The following is a 25906-nucleotide window of genomic DNA, read 5'->3' as shown; positions in this document are numbered from 1 at the left end:
CACCATGCACCGGAACCGAGCCGACAAAACCCAGGTTATGCCCTAACCGTTTCCGGTGCACACGTCTGGTGGGCATGGCCTTGCCCGCTTCCGCTCATGTTCTTCCCCGCACGTGGTGTCGCGGGCGGCGACATCATGTGCGGCCCGCATCCGTCCGGGTTCCGGCGGATGGGTTCCCGGCCGCCGGAACCCGGCAAGTGCGATCTCTGTCCTGGATGGCCGACTCGGTGGGTGGCGGCAGTTCATCGCGCACTAGATTGTGAAATAAGCCGTTGAATGCTTAAAGCGGAGGAATGGGCATGAAATTGCACGTCCTCGACTGTGGAGCGATGAGCTGTGACCTGACCTGGCTGCTTCTCAAGCCGGGTCGCACGATCAGGCCCCGATCCGAGCGGGACAGGCCGGTCGAGTGGTACTCCTGCACGACCCACGCGGTCCTCGTGGAAACGGACGAGGGCACCCTGCTGTGGGACACGAGTTGCCCACGTGACTGGGAGACCCGCTGGGTGCCGACGGGGCTCCAGGAGTTCTTCCCCTACGACCGGGTCTCCGAGGAGCACTATCTCGACGCCCAGCTCGGCGGGCTCGGCGTGAGTCCCGAGAATCTCGACTACGTGGTGCTCTCGCACCTGCACTTCGACCACGCGGGGAACGTGCGGATGTTCGCCGGCACCGGCGCCCGCCTGGTCTGCAACGACAAGGAGAAGGAGTTCGCCTTCGGCTACGAGGGCGCGTTCAACGGGGCGCACCTGAAGGCCGACTACGAGGGCCTCGAATTCGAGACGGTCTCCGGAGACACCGAGATCCTCCCGGGCGTCACGCTCATCGAGGCGCCCGGTCACACACCCGGCACGATGGCCATGCGCGTCGACCTGCCGGAGTCCGGGACCATGATCTTCACCTCCGACGCCGTCTACCTGGGCGACTCCTACGGCCCGCCCGCCATACCCGCGACGATCGTCGACGATCTGAGCGCCTGGTACGCCTCCGTCGAGAAGCTCCGCTCGATCGCGGAACGGTCCGAGGCTAATGTGATCTTTGGCCACGATGCGGCGCAGTTGCGCTCAATGCGTACGGCTCCCACCGGTTTCTACGGGTGACCGGTCTTTTGCGAGCGACCTGCTCCTACGAGTGAGAGAGGGAACGACGGTGTACACCGCTCCGAGCAATCCCGAGTCCGTCTTCACCTACGGAGCTCCCGCGCTGAAGTTCGGCCCGGGTGCCTCGGCCGAGATCGGCTTCGACCTCGGCCAGTACGGCGTCCACCGCGTCCTCGTCGTCACCGACCCCGGGGTGGCGGCCACCGGCGCGCCGCAACGGATCGCCGGGCAACTGGCGGCGTACGGCATCGAGGCGCATGTGTACGACGGCGTGCACGTCGAGCCGAGCGACGAGAGCCTGCTCGTGGCCATCGAGCACGCGCGCGCCTCCGGCCCGTGGGACGCCTTCGTCGCCGTCGGCGGAGGATCGAGCATCGACACGGCCAAGGCGGTCAACCTGCTCACCACCAATCCCGGCGAGCTGATGGACTACGTCAACGCCCCGGTGGGCGGTGGCCGGGCGCCGTCGAATCCGCTCAAGCCCCTGGTCGCGGTGCCCACGACCACGGGCACCGGCGCGGAGAGCACCACGATCTGCGTGCTGGACGTGCTGGACCAGAAGGTCAAGACCGGGATCAGCCACGCACGGCTCCGCCCCGTCCTGGCGGTCGTCGACCCCGACCTCACGATGACCCAGCCGGCCGGGGTGACGGCCGCCGCCGGGATGGACATCCTCTGCCACGCGCTGGAGAGCTACACCGCCCGGCCGTACACCTCCTACGAGCACAAGCGGCCCGAGGAGCGCGTGCCGTACTGCGGCTCCAATCCCGTGGCCGACATGTGGTCCGAGCGCGCCCTGCACCTGCTCTCGCGTTCCTTCCGCGGCGCCGTACGCCATGGGGACGACGCCGGGGCCAGGGCGGAGATGGCGCTGGCGGCGACCTTCGCCGGGCTGGGATTCGGCAACGCGGGCGTGCACATCCCCCACGCCAACGCCTACCCCATCGCCGGTCGCGTCAAGGACTTCCGGCCGGAGGGATACCCGGACAAGGAACCGATGGTGCCGCACGGGATGGCCGTCGCGCTGACCGCCCCCGAGGCGTTCCGGTTCACCTTCGAGGCCCGGCCGGAGCGGCATCTGCGGGCGGCCGAACTGCTCGACCCGTCCGCGGACAGGCCGGACGACCTCGCGGAGTTCCTGCCCGGAGTGCTGATGAGACTGATGCGGGACATCGGCCTCCCCAACGGCATCGGCGGCGTCGGCTACACCGAGGGCGACGTCCCCGCGCTCGCGGAGGGGGCGATGAAGCAGCAGCGCCTGCTCGCCACCTCTCCGCGACCGGTCGGCGAGGACGACGTGGCGGGCATCCTGACGCGCTCCATCGAACTGTGGTGACGCGGGAACACGGCCGTCTACGCGGGGGAGGCGAGAACATGGCCATCTACGAGCTGCGCTGCCGCGAGGGACATCGCTTCGAGATCATCCAGTCCTTCACCGCCCCCCTGCCGGACTGTCCCGAGTGCGGCGCGGCCACCGGCAAGATCCCCAGCAGGTTCGCGACGGCGGGCAGGGCTGTCACTCCGCCGTCCGCCGAGATGATGCCGCAGACCTGGCGGGGCACCTACGGCGCCGACCAGGAGTACGTCGCCGAGCTGCGGCGGACCGCCGACGCCCGCCGCGATCTGGAGGAACGGCACCCCGAGCTGGCGGGAGACCGGAGGCCGATCATCGCGCACGAGGGCCGTTACGAGCACGCGCCACTGCGCGCGGGCGAGTCGCGTGGAGGGACGGACGGCGGCTCGGCCGGCGGGGGAGAGGGAGTGACGTCCTGAATCCGTCAGAACTGGCCGCGGCGCTGCGCCGGGCCGGCGTGCGCGACGTCGACGCCTCGTCGAGAAGCCGGGCGGAGTACTCCTCCGACGCCTCTCTGTACCGGGTGCCTCCCGCGGCGGTGGTCTTCCCCCGCGACGCGGAGGAGATCGCCGCCGCCCTCGCGCTCTGCCGCGCCGAAGGGGTGCCGCTGACCGCCCGGGGCGCGGGGACCTCCATCGCGGGCAACGCGGTCGGGCCCGGGGTTCTCCTGGACCTCAGCCGCCACATGGGGCGGCTGAAGTCACTCGACCGGGAGGCGCGCACCGCGATCGTCGAACCCGGGATCGTGCTCGACACGCTGCAGCGCCGGGCCGCGCCGTACGGCCTGCGCTTCGGCCCCGATCCCTCCACGCACAGCAGGTGCACGATCGGCGGGATGATCGGCAACAACGCCTGCGGATCCCGCGCGCTCGCCTACGGCCGCACCGCGGACAACGTCCTGGCGCTCGACGTGCTCACCGGAGGCGGGGAGCGGCTCTCCGTCGGGCGCGATGCGAGCGGGTTCCCCGCCGGGCACGGAGCCGAGGGGTTCTCCGCCGGGCATGGCGTGAGCGGGTTCCCCGCCGGGCGCGGGGTGGACGGCTCGCCGACGCTCGTCGCGCTCCAGCGGGTGGTTCGCGACAACCTCGCGGTGATCCGCACCGAGCTGGGCCGGTTCCGGCGCCAGATCTCCGGATACTCCCTGGAACACCTGCTGCCCGAGCGCGGGTTCGACGTGGCCAAGGCCATGGTCGGCACCGAGGGCACGTGGGGCGTGGTGCTCGAAGCCGAGGTCCTTCTGGTCGAGGCGCCCGCGCGCACCGTGCTGGTCGTGCTCGGCTACCGGGACATGGCCACGGCGGCGGACGCCGTACCCGCCCTGCTGCCGCATCGGCCCGTCGCGATCGAGGGCATCGACGCGCGCATCGTCGACGTGGTGCGGACCCGGCGCGGAGCCGGGAGCGTACCGCCGCTTCCGGCGGGCGCCGGCTGGCTCATGGTCGAGCTCGGCGGCGAGTCGGAGGCCGAGCTGAGAGCGGCGGCGGTCGCGCTGGTGGCGGACTCGGGCGCCGACGACAGTCTCGTGGTCACCAACCCGGCCCACGCGGCCGCCGTCTGGCGGATCAGGGAGGACGGCGCGGGGCTGTCGGCGCGTTCGGCGGCGGGCGCCCCCGCCCACGCGGGCTGGGAGGACGCGGCCGTCCCTCCCGAGCGTCTCGGCGCCTACCTGCGGGAGTTCGACGCGCTCATGACCGGTCACGGGCTGACCGGCGTGCCGTACGGCCACTTCGGGGACGGCTGCCTGCACGTGCGCATCGACTTCCCCCTCGACCGCCCCGACGGGGCGAAGGCGTTCCGAGGCTTCGTCTTCGACGCCGCCCGCCTGGTCGCGTCGTACGGGGGCTCGATGTCCGGGGAGCACGGTGACGGCAGGGCGCGCGGTGAGCTGTTGCCGCTGATGTACTCCCCGGCCGCGCTGTCGGCCTTCGCCGCGGCCAAGGCCGTGTTCGACCCGGACGGCGTGCTCAACCCCGGCGTGATCGTACGGCCCGCCGCGATCGACGCCGACCTCAGGCTCCAGCCGCCGCCCCCTCCCGTCAGGGGAACGGCCTTCTCCTATCCCGAGGACGGCGGCGACCTCACCGCCGCGGTGCACCGGTGCACCGGGGTCGCCCGGTGCCGGTCCGATGTCGCGGACAGCGGCGTCATGTGCCCTTCCTACCTGGCCACCCGCGACGAGAAGGACTCTACGCGGGGCCGGGCGAGAGTGCTCCAGGAGGCGGTGAACGGCGCGCTGCCCGGCGGTCTGCGGGCGCCCGAGGTGCGTGAGGTGCTCGACCTCTGCCTGTCCTGCAAGGGATGCCGGTCGGACTGTCCCACCGGTGTCGACATGGCCACCTACAAGGCCGAGGTGCTCCACCAGACCTACCGCCGCCGCCCGCGCCCGGCCTCGCACTACACGCTGGGCCGGCTTCCGCGCTGGGCGCGGCTGGCCGGACTGGCTCCGCGGGCGGTCAACGCGATGCTGCGGGCGCCGTTCGTCGCCGCACTCGCCAAGCGGCTGGGCGGGATCGACCACCGGCGCTCGCTGCCCTCGTTCGCCGAGCGGCCCTTCCGCCGGCGCCGCCCGGAACGCGCGACGGCCACGGGCACCGGCACCGGCACCGGCACGACCACGGTCGCGGGGACGGCTCCGAGGGTGCTGCTCTGGGTGGACACCTTCACCGACTGCTTCTCGCCCGAGGTCGCGCTGGCCGCCGTGCGGGTGCTGAACCGTGCCGGCGTCGAAGTGGCCGTCCCGCGCGCCTCCCTGTGCTGCGGGCTCACCTGGATCTCCACCGGGCAACTCGACACCGCGCGACGCAGGCTACGGCGGACCGTGGACGCCCTGGCCGGGTACGCGGAGGAGGGAACGCCGATCGTCGCGCTGGAGCCCTCGTGCACGGCGGTACTCCGCTCCGACGCCGTCGAGCTGCTCGGCGGCGACGATCGCGCCGCGAAGCTCGTCGCCGCGTCGGTCCGGACCCTCGCCGAGTTCCTGACCGGCCTGCCGGGCTGGACGCCTCCCGACCTCGGCGGCGTGGAGGTGCTGGCCCAGCCGCACTGCCACCATCACGCGGTCATGGGGTGGGACACCGACAGGGAACTGCTCGCCCGCGCGGGCGCCTCGGTGACGTCGGTCGGCGGCTGCTGCGGCCTGGCCGGCAACTTCGGCGTCGAGCGGGGGCACTACGAGGTGTCGGTCGCGGTCGCGGAGACCCAGCTCCTGCCGGCCGTACGGCGGGCGGGAAAGGACACGATCCTGCTCGCCGACGGTTTCTCCTGCCGCACCCAGCTCGACCAGCTCGCCGGTGCCAGGGCCCATCACCTCGCCGAGCTGCTGGCCGGTCGTCCCGACGACCCGGATGTGACCGGGTAGGTCGCCGCGAACCGGCAGGGCGGGCCGTCGCCGTCCGAGAGCGTGTGAAAAGAGCCCGGGATCGCCGATAAGGCTCCCTAACTCCCTAGTTGACGGATGTTGTTCCGCATCTGTTACCAAAGAGGCACTTGATGCCTTATGTTACAGAGTCACGCTTCTGATGCATGTATGTTCCACCATCCCCCCACGAGGTGATCAGTGAATAGGCGTCTGCTGCTTGCAGTGCTCGCGTCCGCGAGTATCGCCGTTCCGCTGACGGTGATCCCGTCTTCGGCATCCGCAGATTCCATCCGGCCATTCGGCTTCGAGCATCTGGAAGGCGCGTTCAACTACACGAACTTCAAGCCCGCCGTCCTGGATCCCGCTCGTCAGCTCAAGGTCCTCATCCAGGTCGAGGGCACGCCGGTCGGCGACGCCACGGCCGACGCCGAGGAGGCCGGCAAGACCGTCGACAAGCCCTCCCTGCGCTCCGCGCTCAAGCAGGAGCACGAGAGCGTCGAGCAGAAGGTGGAGACCGAGGGCGGAAAGGTCCTCGCCACCTACACCGACAGCTTCAACGGAATCGCCGCCACGATTCCGGTGCGCAGCCTGCCCGCGCTCCAGCAGGCTCCCGGGGTCGTCTCCGTGCACCCCACGCGCACGTTCAGCCGTGACAACACGGCGGGCGTCCCCTACATCGGGGCCCCGCAGGCCTGGCAGGACCTCGGCAAGACCGGCACCGGCGTCAAGGTCGCGATCATCGACACCGGGATCGACTACACCCACTCCAACTTCGGTGGCTCGGGCAACCAGGCGGACTTCGAGAACAACGACGGAGCCGTGATCGAGCCGGGCACCTTCCCGACCGCCAAGGTCGTCGGCGGCTACGACTTCGTGGGCGACGACTACGACGGCTCCGACCCGACCTCGATGCCCAAGCCCGACCCCGACCCGCTCGACTGCAACGGCCACGGCTCCCACGTGGCGGGCAGCACGGCCGGCTTCGGAGTCGACGCCGCCGGTAAGACCTACGCCGGCCCGTACAACGCCACCACGCACACCAAGACCTTCAAGATCGGGCCCGGCGTGGCGCCGAAGGCCTCGCTGATGGCCTACCGCGTCTTCGGCTGTGCGGGCTCGGCGAGCGAGGAAGTCATCGTCTCGGCCATGGAGCGGGCGCTCAAGGACGGCGCCAACGTCGTCAACATGTCGCTCGGCTCGCCTTTCGGCCGCGTCGACGAGCCCTCCGCGCAGGCCGTGCGGACGCTGACCCGGGCGGGCGTGACCCTCGTCGCCTCGGCCGGCAACTCGGGGCCGAACGCCTACATCACCGGCGCCCCCGCCGTCGCCCCGACCGCCATCTCGGTGGCGGCCATCGACGTCGCGCGCGCCGAGCTGCCCGCCACGAAGATCTCGGTGGACGGCGCCGAGATCGTCGCGCAGAACTCCAACGAGGCGCCCCTGCCCTCCGCGGCGCTGCCGATCGCGGTGCTCCGCACCAGCTACCCGTCGGGACCGGTGTCGCTGGGCTGTGACCCGGCCGACTTCGCCGCCTACCCCGGTGGCGTCGCCGGCAAGCTCGTGATCACGTTGCGTGGCACCTGCGCCCGGGTCAAGCGGGTCATCCTCGGCCAGCAGGCCGGCGCCGCCGCGGTCGCGATGATCAACACCGACGCGGCCTTCCCCTCGCTGGAAGGACCGATCACCTCCGACCCGGACACCGGTGAGGCGTACACGGTCACCATTCCGTTCCTGGGCATCCGGAGCACCGACGCCGCGGCGGCCTCCTCGCTGGACGGCAAGAGCACCACGCTGCCGGCGCTGACCCTCCCCAACCCCGGCTACGCCCAGCTCGCCTCCTTCTCCTCGGGCGGCCCCGGCAACGTCGGCAGCTCGCTGAAGCCGGACGTCACCGCGCCCGGTGTCGCCGTCGTCTCGACCGGTGTCGGCACCGGCTCGGGCCCCGCGACGATCTCGGGCACCTCGATGGCCTCTCCGATGGTCGCCGGTGTGGCCGCGCTCGTGAAGGAGGCCCACCCGCGCTGGAAGCCCGGCATGATCAAGGCCGCGATCGTCAGCACCGCCGACGCCACCTCCAAGATCGTGGGCTACACCGCCAGGGTCGCCGGATCCGGCGTTGTCGCCACCCGGCAGGCCGTCGGCGCCTCCGTGATGGCCGAGACCAGGCAGGACGGGGGCAACCTGTCCTTCGGCCTGAAGAAGATGGCCGGTGCGTTCAAGGAGAGTGAAGACCTCACCATCCGCAACACCGGCAGGACCTCGGTCACCTACAACCTGGCCGCCGCGTTCAACGGCGAGTCCTACGGCGCACAGGTCGCGGTCTCTCCCTCGTCCGTGACCGTCGGCCCGGAGAGCAGCCGCACGGTGCGGGTCACGCTGTCGCTCAGCGCACAGGCCGTGGCCGCGCTGCCTTCCGCCGAGACCTCCAACTTCGGCACGGTCGTCCACATCCAGGGCGCGGTCACCGCCACGCCGAAGAAGGCCGCCGAGGGCGTCTACCCGCTGCGGACCGCGTTCCTGCTCGTCCCGGACGCCCAGTCCCAGGTGCGCGCCTCCCAGCCGGGCAAGTACACCTCGGCCAACGGCGGGCTCGCGACCTCCATCAAGGTTCACAACGACGGCAAGCACGCCGGTGCCGCGGACGTCTACGCCCTGGGCATCACCGACGCCGACGACGTCAAGGGCGCCGAGGACTCGATGGACATCCGCGCGGTCGGGGTGCAGTCGCTCCCCGGATCGGTGCTCGGCGGCGCCGCCACCGACCGCTCGCTGATCTTCGCGGTCAACACCTCGGGCCAGTGGTCCAACGCGGCGGCCAACGAGTTCGACATCCCGATCGACACCAACGGCGACGGGGCGCTCGACTACATCGTGGTCGGCGCGGACTACGGTCTGGTCAACGCGGGTGACCCCGACGGCAGGTTCGCCACGTTCGTCTTCAAGGCCGACGGCTCCATGGTGAACGCCTGGGTCGCCACGGCTCCGATGAACAGCGGCACGCTGCTGATGCCGGTCCTCGCCTCCGAGGTGGGCCTGACCGAGGGCGCCTCCCGCTTCAGCTACTCGGTGAGCGGCATCTCGCAGATTCCCGAGGGCCTGGTCGACGACACCGAGGCGGCGGCGTTCGACGCCTTCGCTCCGGCGATCTCGACGGGGGCCTACGTGCCGCTCGCGCCCGGCGCCTCGTCCACCGTCCAGCTCACCGTCGACCAGGCGAGGCTCGCGGCCACGCCGGCGAAGGGCTGGCTCGTGGTCAGCCTGGACAACCGGAGCGGCGACGGGGAGGCCGAGCAGATCGGCTTCGGCAGGCTGCCCAGCGTGAAGCCGTAACCTCTCAGGCCGTGCAGGAGTGATCCTGCGGGTCGCCGGCCGCAGATGAGCCGGCACGCACAGGCGCCCGTCCCCGGATTCCCGGGGGCGGGCGTTCGCGCGTGCGGGGCCGGGCCGTGACGTCTCATGGACGGGTGCGGCCGAAGACTTCTGACACACGCGGCCACGATTTTTGAATCGGCGGCCACCGGTCCGTATCGGCAGGAGCGCAAAAAATAGGTCAAAAGCCTTACATCTATCCTTATTCTCCAGTGATGGGCCCTCCGCCGTTCGCGCCGGCCCGATGAATGCCGTCGGCGAGTGAGAAACCCCGTTCTCGCCGGGAGACGGCGACGCCGGACATCTCCTCGCTTTCGGCGGGCACCCGAAATGACGGCGGCCGCGGCCAAGAGATCTCCCGAACGCGGCGGGTGACACCGCCGGAGGGCCGGTAGCATGCGATTGCCGGAAAAGCGGCGACACGGCTTTCCGTGAACACGGCTTTCCGTGAACATCGAAGAACATCGAAATCCACGCCGGAGCAGAACCCTCCAGGCTCCTCGGACAATCAAGTGACGATCAACGGTCGCCGGGTTTCATCGCCACGGCCGGCCCTATCGCGTCGCTTATCCATATCGAAAAAGCGCATTCGAGTCGCCGGGACAACAAGAGGCATCACCTGCCGTCCCGGCGTCGGCCCTGCTTCGGCCGAGAATGACCCGAGGATCGCTGCCCATCCTCCAGAGGCATTCCATCGCATCCCGCGCCCGCGGTCGCGTACGGCCGCGCGCCGCGAATCCTTTACGTGATGAGACGAAGTGACCGATGCCCGCGCTCCGCGAGGCCGTCTCATTCGCGGGCGCGCCACATTTCCCAGGCGGTCTCCAAGGAATCGCACGTAATGGCGGCTGCCGCCGAACACATGAAACCAGTCGAATCCTCCAACCACTCAGAGCGAAGGACGGAACATGGGACGCGCTCACTTGATCATCACGGCTCTCGTCATGGGTTCACTCGTGACGGGCTTCGCCGCCCCCGGACGACAGCCGGCCCAGGAATCTCCGACCCCCGCACCCGCGGCTTCTCTCCAGACGTACTACAACCAGCGGCTGGACTGGTCCGGCTGCCGGGACGGCTTCCAGTGCGCGAAGCTGACGGTGCCGCTCGACTACGCCCAACCGGCCGGGGAGCAGATAAAGATCAGCGTGATCCGCCTCCCGACGCACGGCAAGCGGATCGGTTCGATCGTCATCAACCCCGGCGGTCCCGGCGGCTCCGGCATCGACTACGCCAGAGCGGCCACGTCCGTCCTCTCGCCGGAGATCCGCTCGCGGTTCGACGTCGTCGGCTTCGATCCGCGAGGCGTGGGCGCCTCGGATCCCGTGCACTGCCTCACGGGCCCGCAACTCGACCAGTACCTCAGCCTGGACGCGACGCCGGACACACCCGCCGAGACCAAGGCCCTGGATCAGGAGGCGCGGAAGTTCGCCTCGGGATGCGAGGCCAGGTCGGCGAAACTTCTTCCCCACGTCGGTACGGCCGACGCCGCCCGTGACATGGACGTGCTGAGGGCGGCCCTCGGGGACTCCGGGCTGACCTACCTGGGCAAGTCGTACGGCACCTACCTGGGCGCCGTGTACGCGAACCTGTTCCCCACGAAGGTGCGCGCCCTGGTCCTCGACGGAGCCATCGACCCCACGCTGTCCCTGAGCCAGCTGAACGGGGCCCAGGCGCGCAGCTTCGAAGTGGCCTTCAAGTCCTTCCTCGGTAACTGCTTCCAGGCCAAGAACTGCCCGTTCGCCGATCATCAGACGGACGCGGCGTTCACCCGGCTCACCGACCTGTTCCATCGGGCCGACAAGACTCCGCTGCGCAACAACCTCGACAACCGGAAGATCAACGAGTCCATGGCCGTGACCGGCGTCCTGGCCCCCCTCTACGACCGCACGGCCTGGCCCGGCCTGCGCCGGGCCCTCGCCTCGGCCTTCAAGGGCAACGGCACCGGCCTTCTGCGCATAGCCGACATGTACAACGAGCGGTACCCCAACGGCACCTTCAGCAACGAGACCGACGCCAACATCGCCGTCAACTGCATCGATCACTCCTACCCGCACACGGTTTCGAGTTACGAGGAGGAGGCCCGCAAGGCGATGGCCGGGGCCCCGCACTTCGGCCCCTACGTCGCGGGAGGCCCCCCGACGTGCGCCTACTGGCCGGTCAAGAGCACGGCCACCGACCAGCCGCTTCACGCGGAAGGCGCGCCTCCCATCGTGGTCGTGGGCACCACGCGTGACCCCGCCACCCCGTACAAATGGGCCCAGGCCCTGGCGTCCCAGCTGTCCTCGGGCGTGCTGATCAGCTACGACGGCGACGGCCACACGGCCTACCGGATGGGTTCCTCATGCGTCGACCAGTTGGTCGATCGCTACCTGATCTCCCGTACGGCCCCGAAGGCCGACGTCAGCTGCCCCAAGACCTGATCCGGGGCCACCCGGTCCGGCGTGAGCCGGCTCTCCGCTGTGCGGAGGGCCGGCCGCTCTGACGGGCTCCGCTCCGGTCGGGTCACCCCGGACGGCGGCGGGACGCCGAGATCATGGAGCGGTCCCGGCCGGCACCGGGGTGACGGTGGTGCCGCGCCGTCCGGCGAGGACCTCGGAGGCGTCGGCCAGCGCGCCGATCGCGGACGGCCGCCCGGAGGCCCGGACGAACCGGATACAGGCTTCGATCTTGGGCCCCATCGATCCGGCCGGGAATCGCATGCCCGACAGGGTGTCCACGTCGATCTCCCGGATCGGGGCGGCCGCCGGGGTGCCGTAGCCGCTCATCACCGCGGGCACGTCGGTGAGGACCAGCAGGCTTGAGGCGCCGAGCCGCAGGGCGAGGTCGGCCGCGGTGAGGTCCTTGTCGACGACCGCGTCCACGCCGGCCAGCTCGCCCGTGGCGGTTTCGACCACCGGCACGCCGCCTCCGCCCCCGCAGACGACGACGGTTCCGCCACGGGCCAGCGCGCGTACGGTGTCGATCTCCACCAGCCGCAGCGGCCGGGGCGACGCCACGACCCGCCGCCAGGCGGTGCCGTCCTGGGCGACGCTCCATCCGTGCAGATCGGCGAGTTCGGCGGCCCGGCGGTGGTCGTAGCCGGGGCCGATGAACTTGGTCGGCCTGGCGAAGGCGGGGTCGGCGGCGTCCACGACGGTCTGGCTGACCAGTGCGATCGCGCCGACCCCGACGTTGCGGAGCTCCTGTACCAGCCAGTACCCGATCATCCCCTGGGTCTGCGCACCGAGGACGTCCAGTGGATAGGGCCTGCTCAGCGACGGGTCGGCTTCGCTCTCCTCGGCGAGTACGCCGATCTGGGGCCCGTTGCCGTGGCAGAGGATCAGCTGGTGGCCGGCGGCCAGCGGGGCGAGCGCCTGCGCGGCGCGGCGCAGATGCCGCCGCTGGACGGCGGCGTCGGGCCGTTCGCCGCGTTCCAGCAGCGCGTTCCCGCCGAGGGCTACGACGATGAGCACGGCTCAGCCCGCCAGCGTCCGGACGAGCAGCGCCTTGATGGTGTGCAGGCGGTTCTCGGCCTGGTCGAACACGATCGACCGCTTGGACTCGAAGACCTCCTCGGTCACCTCCGCGCAGTCCAGGCCGAACCGGTCGTACAGCCGGTCGCCGACGGCGGTGTCCCGGTTGTGGATCGACGGCAGGCAGTGCATGAAGCGGACGCCGGGACGTCCGGCGGCGTCCAGGAGCCGTTCGGTGACGCGGTAGGGCAGCAGGGACTGTATCCGGGTGGCCCACGTCTCCTCCGGTTCACCTATGCTGACCCACACGTCGGTGTAGACGAAGTCGGCGCCGCGGACGGCGGCGTCGACGTCGTCGGTGACCATGACGCGGGCGCCGCTGGACCGTGCGGCGTTCTCCGCCGCGGTGACGACCTCCTGGGGCGGGCGGCGGTCGGCGGGGGCCGCGACGCGCACGTCCATGCCGAGGAGGGCGCCGGTGACCAGGAGGGACCGGGCGACGTTGTTGCGGCCGTCGCCGGTGAAGCAGAAGGCGATGTCCTTGACGTCGCCGCCGTGGTGCTGGGTCATGGTGAGGACGTCGGCGAGTGCCTGGGTCGGGTGCCAGGCGTCGGTCAACGCGTTCCAGACCGGTACGCCCGCGTGCTCGGCGAGGGTTTCCACCGTGGCCTGGGAGTACCCGCGGAACGCGATCCCGTCGTACATCCGGCCCAGGACGCGTGCGGTGTCGGCGATGGACTCGTCGCGGCCGATGTGCGAGCCGTCGGGCCCGAGGTAGGTGACATGCGCGCCCTGGTCATGGGCGGCGACCTCGAACGCGCAGCGGGTGCGGGTGGAGTTCTTCTCGAAGACGAGGGCGATGCCGGCGCCGCCCAGCCGCGGGGTCTCCGTACCCCGGGCCTTGTCCTCCTTGAGCTGTCCGGCCAGCGTGACCAGGTCGAGGAATTGTGATCTGTCCAGGTCGAGGTCCTGAAGCAGCGAGCCGGGATGGCGTTGCGACGTCATGGTGGTCTCCTTGGTGACAGCGGGTCGTGGCGGGTCGAAGAGGGTCACAGCGGGTGGCGGCTTATCGGGCAGCTCATACAGCGCGCCCCGCCGCGGCCGCGGCCGAGTTCGCCGCCGGCGAGGGTGATGACGTCGATGCCGTGCCGGCGGAGCATGGTGTTGGTGGCGACGTTGCGGTCGTAGCCCATGACCACGCCGGGTGCGACGGCCAGGTAGTTGTTCGCGTCGTTCCACTGCTCCCGCTGAGCGGTGTAGCTGTCCTCGTCCGCCGTCAGCAGCCGGATCGAGTCGCTGTCGAGCGCTTCGGTGAGAGCGGGGACCAGGCCCCGGCTCTGCTGCACGTCGAGGCTCTCGGGATCGTCACCCGGTGTCAGACGCCAGCAGCGGACCTGATCCCAGGCGAGGTAGGGGTAGGCGACGAAGGTGTCGAGGTCCACCATGGTGAGCAGCGTGTCCAGGTGCATCGCCGAGCGGGCCCTGGGCAGTTCGATTCCCAGCACGAGGTGAGCCTGGCGGGTGGCGAACAGCCGGCGGGCGAGGAGTTCCACCCCCATCGGGGTGCTGCGCTCGCCCATGCCGACCATGACCACCCCAGGCGCGATGACGTGGATGTCGCCGCCCTCGAGGGTCGCCGGAGCGTGGTCGGCGTCGTCGTCGCCGTAGTAGACCGTGAAGTCGGTGTCGCGGAACAACGGGTGGTAGCGGTACACGGTGCGGGTGTTGACGGACTCGCGTCGCCGGGCGGCCTTGGCCATCGGGTTGACGGTGACCCCGGTGCCGATCCAGGCGGCGTTGTCACGTTGGAACAGCGTGTTGGGCAGCGGGGCGAGGACGAAGTCGTCGACGTCCAGAGACTGCCAGGCCAGGCTGGGGCGGCTGATCGGGGACAGGTCGGACTTGGTGAGACCGCCGATGAGATACCCGGCCAGCGCGGCCGATTCGCTGTCGTCGAACAGCGCGCGGATCTCCCGGGCGAGAGCGGCGCCGAACCGCTCGGCGGTGCAGATCCGGTCGAGTGCGAACGCGCGGCCGTCCGGGGTGGACAGCGCCTCGGCGAGCAGGTCGCCGAACAGATGCACGGTGACGTCGTGCTCGCGCAGCGCCTCGACGAACGCGTCGTGCTCGTTGCGGGCCCGGCTGCCCCACAGCACGTCGTCGAAGAGCAGCCCGGAGATGTTGCCGGGGGTGAGCCTGTCGAGTTCGAGACCGGGCCGGTGCACGATCACCTCGCAGAGGGCGCCGATCTCGGAGTCCACACCGAGGGCGAGACCGCTGCCGGGTTTGAGGTCGAGCGTCATCCGAGCGTTCCTTTCGAGAGGGGGCCCACCGGGGTCTCGCCGTATTCGCGGCGCCCGACTTTGAGCCAGACGTAGACGGGCACACCGAGCAGCAGGCAGAACAACCCGTAGTAGGCGGCCTGGTATCCGCTGCCGGCGAGGGCCCAGAAGCCGAACAGCAGCGCGGTGATCGCCACCACGAGGTCGCGGACCAGATGGCCCGCGTGGATCCGCCGCCCCTCGGTCAGCAGCCAGTACATCTGCGCCGCGGCGGAGAACAGGTACGGGATGACGGCCGTCAGCACCGACAGCAGCACCACCGTGGTGAACACCTTGGCGAAGGAGGTGTAACTGACGACCGTGAGCACGGATGCCAGCACGGTGCCGACGATGATCCCGAAGGCCGGAACCTCACGCCGGTTGCCGACGGCGAACCGGGCGGGGAACAACCGGTCGCGCGCCGCCGCCTGCGACATCTCACCGACGATGAGCGTCCATCCGACGAGCGCGCCGAGCCCGGAGACGATCGCGGCGACGGCGACGGTGTCACCGGCCCACCGGCCGCCGAAGATGGCGTTGGCGGAATCGGTGAACGGCGCGGTCGAGTGCAGCAGCGCGCCGTGGGACACGGTGCCGAACACGGTGACGGTGCCGAGGATGTAGACCACGGCGCAGGCCAGCGTGCCGAGCACGGTGGCGCGTCCGACGTTGCGCTGCGGGTCACGCACCCGCCCGGCGGCCACCGAGGCGGTTTCGATGCCGATGTAGGAGAACAGGGCGATCGCCGAAGCCGCGCTGATCGCTCCCAGCGCGGAGCCGCCGGTGGCGTTGAACGCCCCGAAGTTGGCGGACTTGACGAACAGCAGGCCGACGGTGGCCATGAACAGCAGCGGGATGAACTTCAGTACGGTGGTCAGGATCTGGATCGCGGCGATGCTGCGCAGCCCCGCCAGGTTGATCGCGGCGGGCAGCCACAACCCGGCCAGGGCGATGAGAATCGACCAGCCCTTGGTATGGGAGGTGTTCCAGAACACCTCCACGTAGCCGACCCAGGCCACCACGATGGCGGCGTTGCCGGCCCACGCGGTGATCCAGTAACTCCAGGCGTTGATGAAGCCCGCGAAGTCTCCGAACGCCTCCCGCGCGTACAGGTACGGGCCGCCCGAGCCGGGAATCCGCCGGTTGAGCGCCTGGAACGTCACGGCCAGGGCGATGGCGCCGATCGTGACCAGGACGAACGCGACGAGAGAGATGGGGCCGAAACCGGCCAGCGCCGACGGCAGGGCGAACACACCGGTGCCGATCACCGAACCGACGACCAGCGCCGAGGCGGTCGGCAGGCCGAAGCGCCGGTCGCCGGCCGGGGACGGCGGCCGTTCGCCGCCGGCGTGTGAGGTCGCGTCGCGAACCGAGGTGGGGTTCAAGAGGTCACCCCTCCTGCGTGGATCGCCGGAGCCGTGGCCCTCTCCCGTCGAGGCGGCTCCGCGCCGTCGGCCGGTGGACGGCCTTGCCGGCTGAGGTACCGGGAAGGATCATCGTGGGGTTCTTCGGCCGTGCTTCCATGATCTGTTCTCCTCCGAGAGGGTTCCGGTCGTTCTCGCCGGACCGGCGTGCGAGCATCCGGCCGGTGCCCCCGTCTGACCGGCTGGAATGCGTTCGTCGCCCCTATGACCGAACGCGACGAGGGAATGTGACCGAGCGATTTCGCCCGGACCGCGAAGGGATCGGCCCGGCGCAAGAAAGCTGCCGGGCGGGTCGCCGGCATGGTGCGCAAGGTGCGCAGACGCCGGGAGGACTTCGCCGCCAAGACCGCTCATACCCTGGCCACGGGCTTTGAGATGGTCGTGTTCGAGGCGCTCAAGACCAAGAACATGACCACTGGTGTCAAACCGAAGCCAGATCCTGAGCGGCCGGGCGCGTTCCTGCCGAACGGGGCCGCCGCCAAGGCCGGACTGAACCGATCCATCTTGGACAAGGGCTGGTATCGGATCGAGCTGGCCACCCGTGGTAAGGCCCGGTATACGGGCACTCAGGTGATCACTGTCAACCCGGCGTATACGAGTCAGACGTGCAACGTGTGCAAGGTGGTGGATCGGAAGTCCCGCGAGAGCCAAGCGGTCTTTCGGTGCACCTCTTGCCGCCACAGCGAACACGCCGACGTGAACGCCGCCAAGAATGTACTCACCGCCGGGAGGGCGGAGTTCGCACGGTCCGGGCCGGGAGTGCGGGCTGGGGCGCGCAAACCACGCAACCGCGTGGGCCGGAAGGCGAACCGCTCAGCAACAGCAGCGCAGACCACCGCGACAGCGGCGTCTGGGCTGGCTGGAATCCCCCGGCTTTAGCCGTGGGGAGCGCTTCAGCCATGTCTGGACAGCCCTGGCCGACGGTTTCGCCGGGGAGGGACGTTCCAGCTCCGGGGCGCGTTCCGCGGGCCGGAAATTGTCGGTGCCGGGCGCGATGATGGGATCATGACCGACGCACCCCCCAGCACCCTTTTCGCCGATCAGAGCGCCTACGCCGAAGCCGTTCAGCTCGCCCTGGACGCCGCCGCGGCGTACTACGGAGACGGCACGTCCACCCTTGACGACGACTCCTACGACCGGTTGCTCCGGGGCATTCAGGCGTACGAGGCCGAGCATCCCGACGAGGTTCTGCCGTCCTCGCCGACGGGCAAGGTGGCCGGTGGCGCGGTGGTCGGCGACGTGCCGCACACGGTGCCGATGCTGAGCCTGGACAACGTCTTCAGCGCGGAGAAACTGGCCGACTGGGCGGCGTCGCTGGAGCGCAGGCTGGGCCGGCCGGTGACGGCGTGGAGCGTGGAGCCGAAGCTCGACGGGCTCGCGATCGCCGCACGTTACCGTGGCGGGCGGCTGGCGCAGCTGGTCACCCGGGGCGACGGCACCAAGGGTGAAGACGTGAGCCACGCGATCGGCACCATCGTGGGACTGCCCGCCCGGCTGGCCGAGCCGGTCACGGTGGAGTTGCGCGGTGAGGTGATGATGACCACCTCGCAGTTCGAGGACGCGTGCGCCAAGCGCCAGGCACACGACGGCACCACGTTCGCCAACCCGCGAAGCGCCGCCGCCGGCACGCTGCGCGCACAAGATAGGCCATACGTGTGCGAGCTAACACTTTTTTGCTATGGTGCGCTGTCGAATCCCGATGACGCCTCGGAGCTAGCCGTACGGCTGCGCGAGTTGCCGCACAGCGAGGTCATGGCATGGGTCGCCGCCCAGGGCGTGCAGACCACCGCCGCCACCCCGGTGGCCGGGATCGTCGCCGAGACGCTGGAGCAGGTGCAGGAGCGCATCGAGCAGATCGCCGCCAAGCGGGCCGATCTGGCCTTCGGCATCGACGGCATCGTGATCAAGTGCGATCTCGCCGCCGACCAGGCGCAGGCCGGCTTCAGCTCGCGCGCGCCCCGCTGGGCGATCGCCTACAAGCTGCCCGCCACCGAAAAGATCACCAAACTGCTCGATGTCGAGTGGAACGTCGGACGCAGCGGCATCATCGCGCCACGCGCCGTGCTGGAGCCGGTCGAGATCGACGGCAGCACCATCACCTACGCCACCTTGCACAACGCCTCCGACATCACCCGCCGGGGCCTGATGCTCGGCGATTCCGTGGTCGTCTACAAGGCCGGCGACGTGATTCCCCGGGTCGAGGCCCCGGTGGTGCACCTGCGCACCGGCGACGAGCGGCCGATCCCGATCCCGCAGGTCTGCCCGTTGTGCGGCGACGCGATCGACGCCTCACAGGAGCGGTGGCGGTGCGTGCGCGGGCGCGCCTGCCGGGTGATCGCCTCCATCGGCTACGCCGCCGGCCGCGACCAGCTCGACATCGAGGGCCTGGCCGAAAGTCGCATCCAGCAGATGCTGGACGCCGGGCTGATCGCCGACTTCGCCGACCTGTTCTTCCTGACCCGCGAGCAGGTGCTGGACCTGGAGCGGATGGGCGAGACCAGCACCGACAACCTGCTGGCCGCCATCGAGCGGGCCAAGGCGCAGCCGCTCAGCAGGGTGTTCTGCGCGCTGGGCGTGCGCGGCACCGGCCGTTCCATGAGCCGCCGCATCGCCAAGCACTTCGGCAGCATGGACGCCATCCGCGCCGCCGACGCCGAGGCGATCGAGGCGGTGGAGGGCATCGGCCCGAAGAAGGCGCCGGGGGTGGTGGCGGAGCTGGTCGAGCTCGCCGACCTCATCGACAAGCTGGTCAAGGCCGGGGTCACCATGACCGAGCCGGGCTGGAGGCCACCCGCCGACCCCGAGGCCGGTGCCGGTGCCGACGTCACGGTGAGCGGCGTGTCCGAGCTGCCGCTGGCCGGGATGTCCGTCGTGGTCACCGGTGCGATGAGCGGGGCGTTGGAGGCGCTGACCCGCAACCAGATGAACGAGCTGATCGAACGCGCCGGAGGCAGATCCTCCTCCAGCGTCTCGGCGAAGACGTCACTGCTGGTGGCGGGGGAGAAGGCGGGCTCCAAGCGGGCCAAGGCCGAGGGCCTGGGCGTGCGGATCGTCGGCCCGGAGGAGTTCGCCGACCTCGTCGGCCCGTTCGTCTGATGTCGTCGATCGTGCTGTCCAAGGTGTTTCTCCTGGCCGACGCCACCGTCGCCGATCCGTCCGTCACCCGCCAGATCCACCTCTCCGACGGGAACCGTCGCCATGAACCTCTCCCCCCTCGCGCAGCGCCTGTTCGATCTGATCACCGGGACCGCGAACGACCCCACGTACTGGCCCGACGTCTCCCAGCTCAGCACCGGACTGGGCGCGCGGGGCCGGGCCGGCGACGGCAGCCCGATATCGGCGCAGTACGTGGTCGACGAGCAACGGCTGGCCGCGGCGGCCCGCGAGCTCGTCGAATCCCTGCTGCGGGCCGAGAGACGACCTGACGAGTCCTTCTCCGTGCTGCTGGTGGCGGCGGGGCTGGCGGGCATGGACGCCGAGGCGCGCGCCCGGCTCGCCGAGGGGCGCGGGCCGATCGCGGTCGCCGAGCTGGAGATGTGGTTCGGCTGGGACGTGGAACGGCGGGCACTGTTCGTCGAGGCGTGGCGGGAACGGCCGGACAACGCCGCCCCGCTGCCCAGCATGAGCGAATGGCTCAGCGTCCAGCCCGGCTGTATGGACTTCGCCAGGACGGCGCTGGAGGCGGCCGCGGCCCGCGTCGCGGCGATCCACGCCGGCGAGATTCCCTACCGGGCGGAGAAGGCGTTCGAGGAAAGGGAGAGGTGGACCCTCAGCCGGGCCGTGGAACTGGCGCTTCTCCGGGACGAGCCCTGGCTGCCCGAGCTGCTGGACAGGCTGCTGCCCGGGATCGCGGTGGCGCCCACCCCGGCCAAGTCCCTGCCCTCCCAGGCACTGCTGTTCTCGATCGCCCGCCAGGTGGAGAGCCATCCGACGCCCGAGGCGATCTCCGCGCTGCGCGCCGCCCGCCAGGCCGTCCGGCATGCCGGGGTGCCCAAACATCTGGACCGCATGTTCAAGCGCATCGAGGCCGCCCTGGCCAACCGGCTGGAGGTGGCGTTCCGGATCCCCGACGGACGGCTGCGCCAGGCCGTCGGCGAGCACACGGCGGTGATCTCCACCGACGGCGGGGTCGAGCTGTCGTGGTGGCACAGGGACAAGAAGCTGAAGGGGGTCCCGGCGGCGGTCAGGCGGGAGCACCCCGAGGAGGTCAAGCGGCTGCGCGAGCTGGCCAAGCAGACCGCGCGGCAGCAGGCCACCCTGGTCAGGGCGCTGGAGGCCGGATGCGCCGGTGAGACGGCTCCGCCGTACCGGCGGTTGGAGGGTCACCCGGTCACCGACCGGCTGATCTGGGAGTTCGAGGTCTCGCCCGGGGTGTGGCGGGCCGAGCTGGGGCTGAGCGTGCCGGACGTGCCGGTGCGGCTGTGGCATCCGGCCCGCGCGTCCGTGGAGGAGGTGCGCGCCTGGCGGGAGGTGGTGCAGGGCAAGGAGCTGCGCCAGCCGTACAAGCAGGCCTTCCGCGAGGTCTACCTGCTCACCCCCGCCGAGGAGGAGACGCGCGACCACTCGCGCAGGTTCTCCAACCATCTGCTCCGGTACGGCCAGGCCAAGGCACTGCTCACCGACCGCGGCTGGACCGGCATGACACTGGGCCACTGGACCGGCATGACACTGGGCCACTGGGACGCGGCCGGAGGGTCCGGCGAGTGCACCGCCGCCAAAAAAACTGCCCGGCGGCCTGACCGTCACCTGGGACTTCCACCTGGACGAGGGGGCCGCCGAGCGGGACAACGTCGGTCCGGTCTCCATCTGCGTCAGCGACGACATCCGTTTCCTCGCCGGCGGCTCGCCGGTCCCGCTGGCCGATGTTCCTCCGCTCATCCTGTCGGAGGCGCTGCGAGACGCCGACCTGGTCGTCGGCGTCACCTCCACCGGCCTGGACCCGGGCGGCCACGGGGACTACTGGCGGTCCTACGGCTTCGGCGCCCTGGCCGAGAGCGCCAAGGTCCGGCACGACGCGCTGTCCCGATTGATCGGGCGTACGGCCATCGCCGACCGGTGCACCCTGACCGATCGTTTCCTGGTGGTTCGGGGTGATCTACGCACCTACAAGATCCACCTGGGGTCGGCGAACATCCTGATGGAACCCAACGACGCCTACCTGTGCATCGTCTCCGGACGCGACCCTCACGCCGGGCTGTTCCTTCCGTTCGAGGAGGACGGCCGGCTGGCGCTCATCCTCAGCAAGGCCTTCCTGCTGGCCGACGACACCGCCATCACCGACCCCTCCATCACCCGCCAGCTCCGGGCCTGATCCACGAGGGAAAGGAACCTCCGCGGTCGCGTGCGGTCTGTCCCGAGGTCGCCGGGCGGACCACGTCATGGCTTCTCCCGCCGGCGCGACCGCGAGCGGTCGGACGCGCCGGGGGCGGCCAGGATGGATTGCGTCGTCGCGATGACGACGTGGGCGACCTCCTCCGTCTCCAGGCGCTCGACCCGGTTCTCTTCGGCGGCGCCCTGCAGGACGTAGTGCACGACGTTGACCAGCCAGGTGATCGGCAGGTCGGTGCGGAACACGCCTTCGTCCTGGCCACGGCGAATGAGTTCTTCGACACGCTGAGCGGGAGCGGCGTGCAGCTCACGGATGCGCCCGGCGGGAAGAGTTCCCTGGGCTGCCGTCAGCAACGCCGCGGATTCGGCCACGAGGGACCAGCTGGAGTCGAGCAACCGGGTCAGGGCATCGCGCGCGTCGCCGGTGAGGTCAAGGGCTGAGAGCGCCTCCTCGCCGGCGCGCAGCGCGTCGACCAGGGCGGCCTCGACTAATTCCGCCCGGTTGCGAAAGTGGCCGTAGAGCGTCATCCGGCCTACTCCGGCGGCCTTGGCGATGTCGTCGATGCTCGCGTTCGGATCACTGCTCAGGCTCTCGCGCGCCGCCGAGACGATGCGGGCGATGTTGCGTTCGGCGTCTGCCCGGCGACGTGGGCCGGCGGTGGTGGGCATGCCACCAGTTTAAGTCGTACGGGAATGTACGTGTTACTCTCACCGCTGGAACTCGTATATCAAAGTACGAGTTATGGTGAGAGGCGTTCGATGACACAACGGATCCACGACCCGTCCGCGCACGGTGACTCGGCCCATCCGCTGCGATGGCGCATCCTGGGGTTCCTCGGGGTGGCCCAGTTGATGTTGATCCTCGACGTCACCGTCGTGGCCATCGCGCTGCCGCACATCGAGACCGACCTGAGCCTGAGCCGCCAGGCCGTGACATGGACGGTCACCGCGTACACGTTGACGTTCGGCGGCCTGATGCTGCTGGGCGGGCGGATCGCCGACCTGATCGGGGCCAGGCGGGTGGTGCTCGGCGGTCTGCTGATCTTCACGACGGCGTCACTGGTGACCGGCCTCGCCGGCTCGGCCGACATGCTGCTGGGCGGCCGCGTCGCACAGGGAATCGGTGCGGCGCTGCTGTCCCCGGCGGCCCTGTCGCTGGTGGTGAGCCTGTTCGACGGTGACGAGCGGAACAAGGCGCTGGGGGTCTGGTCCGCGCTCGGCGGGGGCGGTGCGGCCCTCGGCGTGCTTCTGGGAGGACTGCTCACCGCCGGTCCGGGCTGGTCATGGGTGTTCTACGTCAACGTGCCCATCGGGCTAGTGATCATCGCCGCTCTCGCCCGGATGCTGCCGCACCGGAGTGCCGTCGCGACGCGTCCCCGGCTCGACGTGCTCGGCGCCCTGCTGGTCACCGCTTCATCCGGCGCCCTGATCTATGCGATCACCCGTGCGGGAGACCACGGATGGTTCACCGCCACGACCGGCTGGCTCGTCCTGTCGGCCGGGATCGGCTACCTGGCGTTCTTGACAAGGCAGAAGACCGCGAGGTCACCTCTGATGGACGTCGCGCTGCTGGCACGGCGTCCGGTGGCCACGGGTACGTTCCTCATCCTGATGGCAACGGCTCTGATGATCGCGGTTTTCTTCCTCGGCACGTTCTATTTCCAGCACGCACAGGGCTTCGGCGCGCTGCAGACGGGGCTGCTGTTCCTCCCGGTCGCGGTGGCGACGATGTTCGGGGCCAACCTCACCGGCCGGGCCATCGCCAAGGCGGGGCCGCGCCGGCTTGGCGTGGCCGGGCTGCTCGCCGCCGCGATCGGCATGGCCGTTCCCGCGCTGTCGATGCACCCCGCGACCGTGGTGGCCGGCATGGCGATCGCGGGAGCCGGGACCGGCGCGATATTCGTCGTGGCCTCGGCGACCGCTCTCGGTCAGGTGGCTCCCCACGAAGCGGGCATCGCCTCGGGCATCGTCAGCACATTCCACGAGTTCGGCGCCTCCGTCGGAGCCGCGGTCATCTCCAGCGTCGCGGCGGCCAGTCTCGTCACCGACACCCTCTCCGGGTTCGCCAACGGCTTCGTCCTCGCCGCGCTCGCCGCGGTCGCGGCGGCCGTGGCGGCCGCTTTCCTGACACCCGGACGGCCGGCGCGGGCTGATGAGACGTAGCCGGCTCTGACACCCTCACCGCCGGCCGGGATGTCCGTCGTGGTCACCGGTGCGATGAGCGGGGCACCGGAGGCGCTCACCCGCGACGAGATGATCAAGCAGTGGTGGACACCGGTCCCGGTTCCTGGGGCCGCCGTGCGTACACCTCGATCTCCAGCTTCATGCGGGGATCGGACAGGCCGCACACGAGCATGGTCGCGGCTGGGCGGATCTCGCCGAAACAGCGGCGCAGGGTGGGCCAGCACGGTGGGAAGTCCTCACGGTCGGGCAGCAGGTATCTGACCCGGACGACGTCGGCGAACGAGCAGCCCGCCTCGGTCAGTGCCGATTCGATGTTGCGCAGGCACTGCTCGGCCTGCTCGACGATGTCGTCGGAGATGGTCATGGTCGTGTAGTCGAACCCGGTCGTCCCGGACACGTGCACCCAGTCGCCGTCGACCACCGCCCGCGCGTAGCCGATCTCCTCTTCGAAGGTGGAACCACTGACGATCGCGCGTCGCTCTGTCATGCGGTGAAAGGTAGGGAGCCGGCGGTTATATGTCCAACATCTCCGTGGGAACCATGGGATATCCCTGCGGAGACGGACCGTCCCGAGCCCGGACTCCGGCAGCTTCACGCCTTCGCGGTGCTCGCCGAGGAACTCCACTCCGGACGCGCCGCGGAGCGGCTCGAATCCTCAACGGGGTGTCGTCTCACCGCGCTCGTCCCACGCGTCCGCCCGGACCTCTCTCGATCGATAACAGCGCGAAAAAGTGATCCGAGGCTGATTTCGGGAGGTCACCCGAAATCAGCCTTATCGGTCCTCGGTGGACTTCGCGAGAATACATGAAATTGGGACAAAATCCCTTGAACGGGGTTAGGGTCACGCAGGTGTCTTCTGCCGGACAGCCCCCGACAACCCGTCATGTGTGGCTCGATGCCCTGAGGGGGATCGGTGCGACAGCCGTCCTCCTTGAGCACATGACCTACCGATTCCTGCCCGATCTCCGACCGGCCTGGTTCAATCTCGGAATTTACGGCGTTCTGGTGTTCTTCCTGGTCAGCGGCTATATCATCCCCGCCTCGCTGGAGCGCGGGGGTGACGTGCGGGCATTTTGGATCAGCAGAATATTCCGCCTGTATCCGCTTTATATCCTGACCATTTTTGTTGTGCTGCTGGCGGCCCCGATCCAGCCGTTGCGCGCGAACACCGACCCGGTGAGCCATGTCACGATGCTGATGGAGGTCACCGGTTCGTGGGCGCTCATCGAACCGATGTGGACACTTTCCTATGAAATGGTCTTCTATCTCCTGGTCACGGCGCTTTTCGTGGCCGGTGTGCACCGGCGCAGCGGCCTGTTCGCCGTCTCGTTCGCGCTGCTGTCGGTACTGGCGGCCTTCGTCATGCCGGCACGGGGCCTGCTCGGCGGGCCGATCGTGCCGCTCGTCGTTCTGGTGGTCGTCCTGGCCGGCCTGGGCTGCGTGCTGTTCGGACCCAGGACGGCGCGGACGGCGGGAGCGATCCTCCTCGGCGTGCTCGCGATCACCCTCGTCGCCGTCGGCAGTCGCGTGCCCTGGCAGGGGGCGATGATCCTGGCGGTCATGTTCACCGGCACGGTCGTCCACCGATGGGAGCGTGGTCAGGGCTCGGGGCTCTGGCCGATCCTGGGCGTCACCTTCCTGATCTGCCTGACGCCCTTCATGAAGCCGATGACGATCAACGGCCCCGCCAACCTGATGACCGTCGTGCTGGCGGGGGGCACGTTCGCGATCTTCATGGCGCTGCGCGACCGGCGCCTGCCGTACCCGCTGGCCTGGCTGGGGCTGATCAGTTATTCGGTGTACATGCTGCACATACCGCTGCTGCGGCTTTTCCTCTTCGCGTTCGGCGAACCACGAAGGTTCCCGGAGATCGTCCAGCTCGGCCTGGGCCTCGCCGCCATCGCCGCCATCTTCGGGGTGAGCTGGCTGACGTACCGGTTCGTCGAGCTGCCCACGCAGCGACTCGGCCGGCGTCTGGCCGGCAGGCGTCTCGCCGGCCTTCGGAGTTGACGGCGG

The 25906-nt window shown here is 70.0% G+C and carries 17 protein-coding genes and 1 pseudogene; 12 read left to right on the top strand and 6 right to left on the bottom strand.

What is annotated here, in order from left to right; translation table 11 throughout:
* Positions 1-299 precede the first annotated feature (299 nt).
* From J2853_RS23230 to J2853_RS23205, 6 genes are all read left to right on the top strand, one after another.
* On the top strand, positions 300-1100 hold the full coding sequence (locus tag J2853_RS23230) for an N-acyl homoserine lactonase family protein (RefSeq protein ID WP_307561272.1): 801 nt from the start codon (positions 300-302) through the stop codon (positions 1098-1100).
* Between the two features lie 49 nt (positions 1101-1149).
* Positions 1150-2436, top strand: a complete 1287-nt coding sequence (locus tag J2853_RS23225; protein ID WP_307561270.1) for a hydroxyacid-oxoacid transhydrogenase — start codon at positions 1150-1152, stop codon at positions 2434-2436.
* Between the two features lie 38 nt (positions 2437-2474).
* Entirely contained in the window at positions 2475-2873 is a 399-nt protein-coding gene (locus J2853_RS23220) for an FmdB family zinc ribbon protein (protein ID WP_307561268.1), read from the top strand.
* 38 nt (positions 2874-2911) lie between these two features.
* Positions 2912-5812 (top strand): FAD-binding and (Fe-S)-binding domain-containing protein, encoded by a 2901-nt coding sequence (locus tag J2853_RS23215; RefSeq protein ID WP_307561266.1) that lies wholly within the window; start codon positions 2912-2914, stop codon positions 5810-5812.
* 198 nt (positions 5813-6010) lie between these two features.
* A complete protein-coding gene (locus J2853_RS23210) occupies positions 6011-9142 on the top strand; it encodes a S8 family serine peptidase (RefSeq protein WP_307561265.1) in 3132 nt (1043 codons plus the stop codon).
* Positions 9143-10089: 947 nt separating this feature from the next.
* Positions 10090-11601, top strand: a complete 1512-nt coding sequence (locus tag J2853_RS23205; protein WP_307561263.1) for an alpha/beta hydrolase — start codon at positions 10090-10092, stop codon at positions 11599-11601.
* Between the two features lie 111 nt (positions 11602-11712).
* Here J2853_RS23205 and J2853_RS23200 read toward each other — a convergent pair whose 3' ends face one another.
* The 4 genes from J2853_RS23200 to J2853_RS23185 are packed head-to-tail and all read right to left on the bottom strand — an operon-like array spanning position 11713 to position 16339.
* Positions 11713-12633, bottom strand: a complete 921-nt coding sequence (locus J2853_RS23200) for a carbamate kinase (protein WP_307561261.1) — start codon at positions 12631-12633, stop codon at positions 11713-11715.
* Between the two features lie 3 nt (positions 12634-12636).
* Positions 12637-13638: an ornithine carbamoyltransferase gene (argF, locus tag J2853_RS23195; RefSeq protein WP_307561259.1), complete on the bottom strand. Its 1002-nt coding sequence runs from the start codon at positions 13636-13638 to the stop codon at positions 12637-12639.
* Between the two features lie 44 nt (positions 13639-13682).
* Positions 13683-14936, bottom strand: coding sequence for an arginine deiminase (locus tag J2853_RS23190; RefSeq protein WP_307561257.1), 1254 nt, complete (start codon positions 14934-14936; stop codon positions 13683-13685).
* Positions 14933-16339: an amino acid permease gene (locus tag J2853_RS23185; protein ID WP_307561255.1), complete on the bottom strand. Its 1407-nt coding sequence runs from the start codon at positions 16337-16339 to the stop codon at positions 14933-14935. Before J2853_RS23185 ends, J2853_RS23190 begins: the two co-directional genes overlap by 4 nt.
* A 297-nt stretch (positions 16340-16636) precedes the next feature.
* Between J2853_RS23185 and J2853_RS23180 the strand changes: the two are divergent.
* The 4 genes and pseudogenes from J2853_RS23180 to J2853_RS23165 form a co-directional block, all read left to right on the top strand.
* Positions 16637-17257, top strand: a pseudogene (locus tag J2853_RS23180) (RNA-guided endonuclease InsQ/TnpB family protein); the annotation flags it as partial.
* A 126-nt stretch (positions 17258-17383) separates the two neighbouring features.
* A complete protein-coding gene (ligA, locus tag J2853_RS23175; protein ID WP_307561253.1) occupies positions 17384-19474 on the top strand; it encodes an NAD-dependent DNA ligase LigA in 2091 nt (696 codons plus the stop codon).
* A gap of 102 nt (positions 19475-19576) precedes the next feature.
* Entirely contained in the window at positions 19577-21472 is a 1896-nt protein-coding gene (locus tag J2853_RS23170) for a DUF4132 domain-containing protein (RefSeq protein WP_307561251.1), read from the top strand.
* Positions 21405-21689, top strand: a complete 285-nt coding sequence (locus J2853_RS23165) for a DUF7737 domain-containing protein (protein WP_442480518.1) — start codon at positions 21405-21407, stop codon at positions 21687-21689. Before J2853_RS23170 ends, J2853_RS23165 begins: the two co-directional genes overlap by 68 nt.
* A 65-nt stretch (positions 21690-21754) precedes the next feature.
* Here J2853_RS23165 and J2853_RS23160 read toward each other — a convergent pair whose 3' ends face one another.
* Complete coding sequence (locus J2853_RS23160) at positions 21755-22375, bottom strand: TetR/AcrR family transcriptional regulator (RefSeq protein WP_307561248.1); 621 nt, start codon at positions 22373-22375, stop codon at positions 21755-21757.
* A gap of 90 nt (positions 22376-22465) precedes the next feature.
* On the opposite strand from J2853_RS23160, the gene J2853_RS23155 reads away from it, so the two are divergent.
* Positions 22466-23869, top strand: coding sequence for an MFS transporter (locus J2853_RS23155; RefSeq protein ID WP_307561246.1), 1404 nt, complete (start codon positions 22466-22468; stop codon positions 23867-23869).
* Between the two features lie 94 nt (positions 23870-23963).
* Here J2853_RS23155 and J2853_RS23150 read toward each other — a convergent pair whose 3' ends face one another.
* Positions 23964-24377 carry a RidA family protein gene (locus tag J2853_RS23150; RefSeq protein ID WP_307561244.1) on the bottom strand — a complete coding sequence of 138 codons (414 nt, stop codon included), beginning with the start codon at positions 24375-24377 and terminating at the stop codon, positions 23964-23966.
* 317 nt (positions 24378-24694) lie between these two features.
* Between J2853_RS23150 and J2853_RS23145 the strand changes: the two genes are divergently transcribed.
* The gene (locus J2853_RS23145) at positions 24695-25900 is read left to right on the top strand and encodes an acyltransferase family protein (protein ID WP_307561242.1); all 1206 of its coding nucleotides are present in this window, start codon (positions 24695-24697) and stop codon (positions 25898-25900) included.
* Positions 25901-25906: the final 6 nt, after the last annotated feature.

The organism is Streptosporangium lutulentum (assembly GCF_030811455.1).
In the GTDB taxonomy this organism is placed as follows: Bacteria; Actinomycetota; Actinomycetes; order Streptosporangiales; family Streptosporangiaceae; genus Streptosporangium; species Streptosporangium lutulentum.
Note: the sequence above shows the minus strand (reverse complement) of the source record. Positions and strands in the feature narration are given on the sequence as shown.

Excerpts from the sequence above, each read along its gene's own strand:
- J2853_RS23230 (WP_307561272.1), top strand. The coding sequence starts at position 300 with ATGAAATTGCACGTCCTCGACTGTGGAGCGATGAGCTGTGACCTGACC.
- J2853_RS23220 (WP_307561268.1), top strand. The coding sequence starts at position 2,475 with ATGGCCATCTACGAGCTGCGCTGCCGCGAGGGACATCGCTTCGAGATC.
- J2853_RS23205 (WP_307561263.1), top strand. The coding sequence starts at position 10,090 with ATGGGACGCGCTCACTTGATCATCACGGCTCTCGTCATGGGTTCACTC.
- argF (WP_307561259.1), bottom strand. The coding sequence starts at position 13,638 with ATGACGTCGCAACGCCATCCCGGCTCGCTGCTTCAGGACCTCGACCTG.
- J2853_RS23190 (WP_307561257.1), bottom strand. The coding sequence starts at position 14,936 with ATGACGCTCGACCTCAAACCCGGCAGCGGTCTCGCCCTCGGTGTGGAC.
- ligA (WP_307561253.1), top strand. The coding sequence starts at position 17,384 with ATGACCGACGCACCCCCCAGCACCCTTTTCGCCGATCAGAGCGCCTAC.
- J2853_RS23170 (WP_307561251.1), top strand. The coding sequence starts at position 19,577 with ATGAACCTCTCCCCCCTCGCGCAGCGCCTGTTCGATCTGATCACCGGG.
- J2853_RS23160 (WP_307561248.1), bottom strand. The coding sequence starts at position 22,375 with ATGCCCACCACCGCCGGCCCACGTCGCCGGGCAGACGCCGAACGCAAC.
- J2853_RS23155 (WP_307561246.1), top strand. The coding sequence starts at position 22,466 with ATGACACAACGGATCCACGACCCGTCCGCGCACGGTGACTCGGCCCAT.
- J2853_RS23150 (WP_307561244.1), bottom strand. The coding sequence starts at position 24,377 with ATGACAGAGCGACGCGCGATCGTCAGTGGTTCCACCTTCGAAGAGGAG.
- J2853_RS23145 (WP_307561242.1), top strand. The coding sequence starts at position 24,695 with ATGAAATTGGGACAAAATCCCTTGAACGGGGTTAGGGTCACGCAGGTG.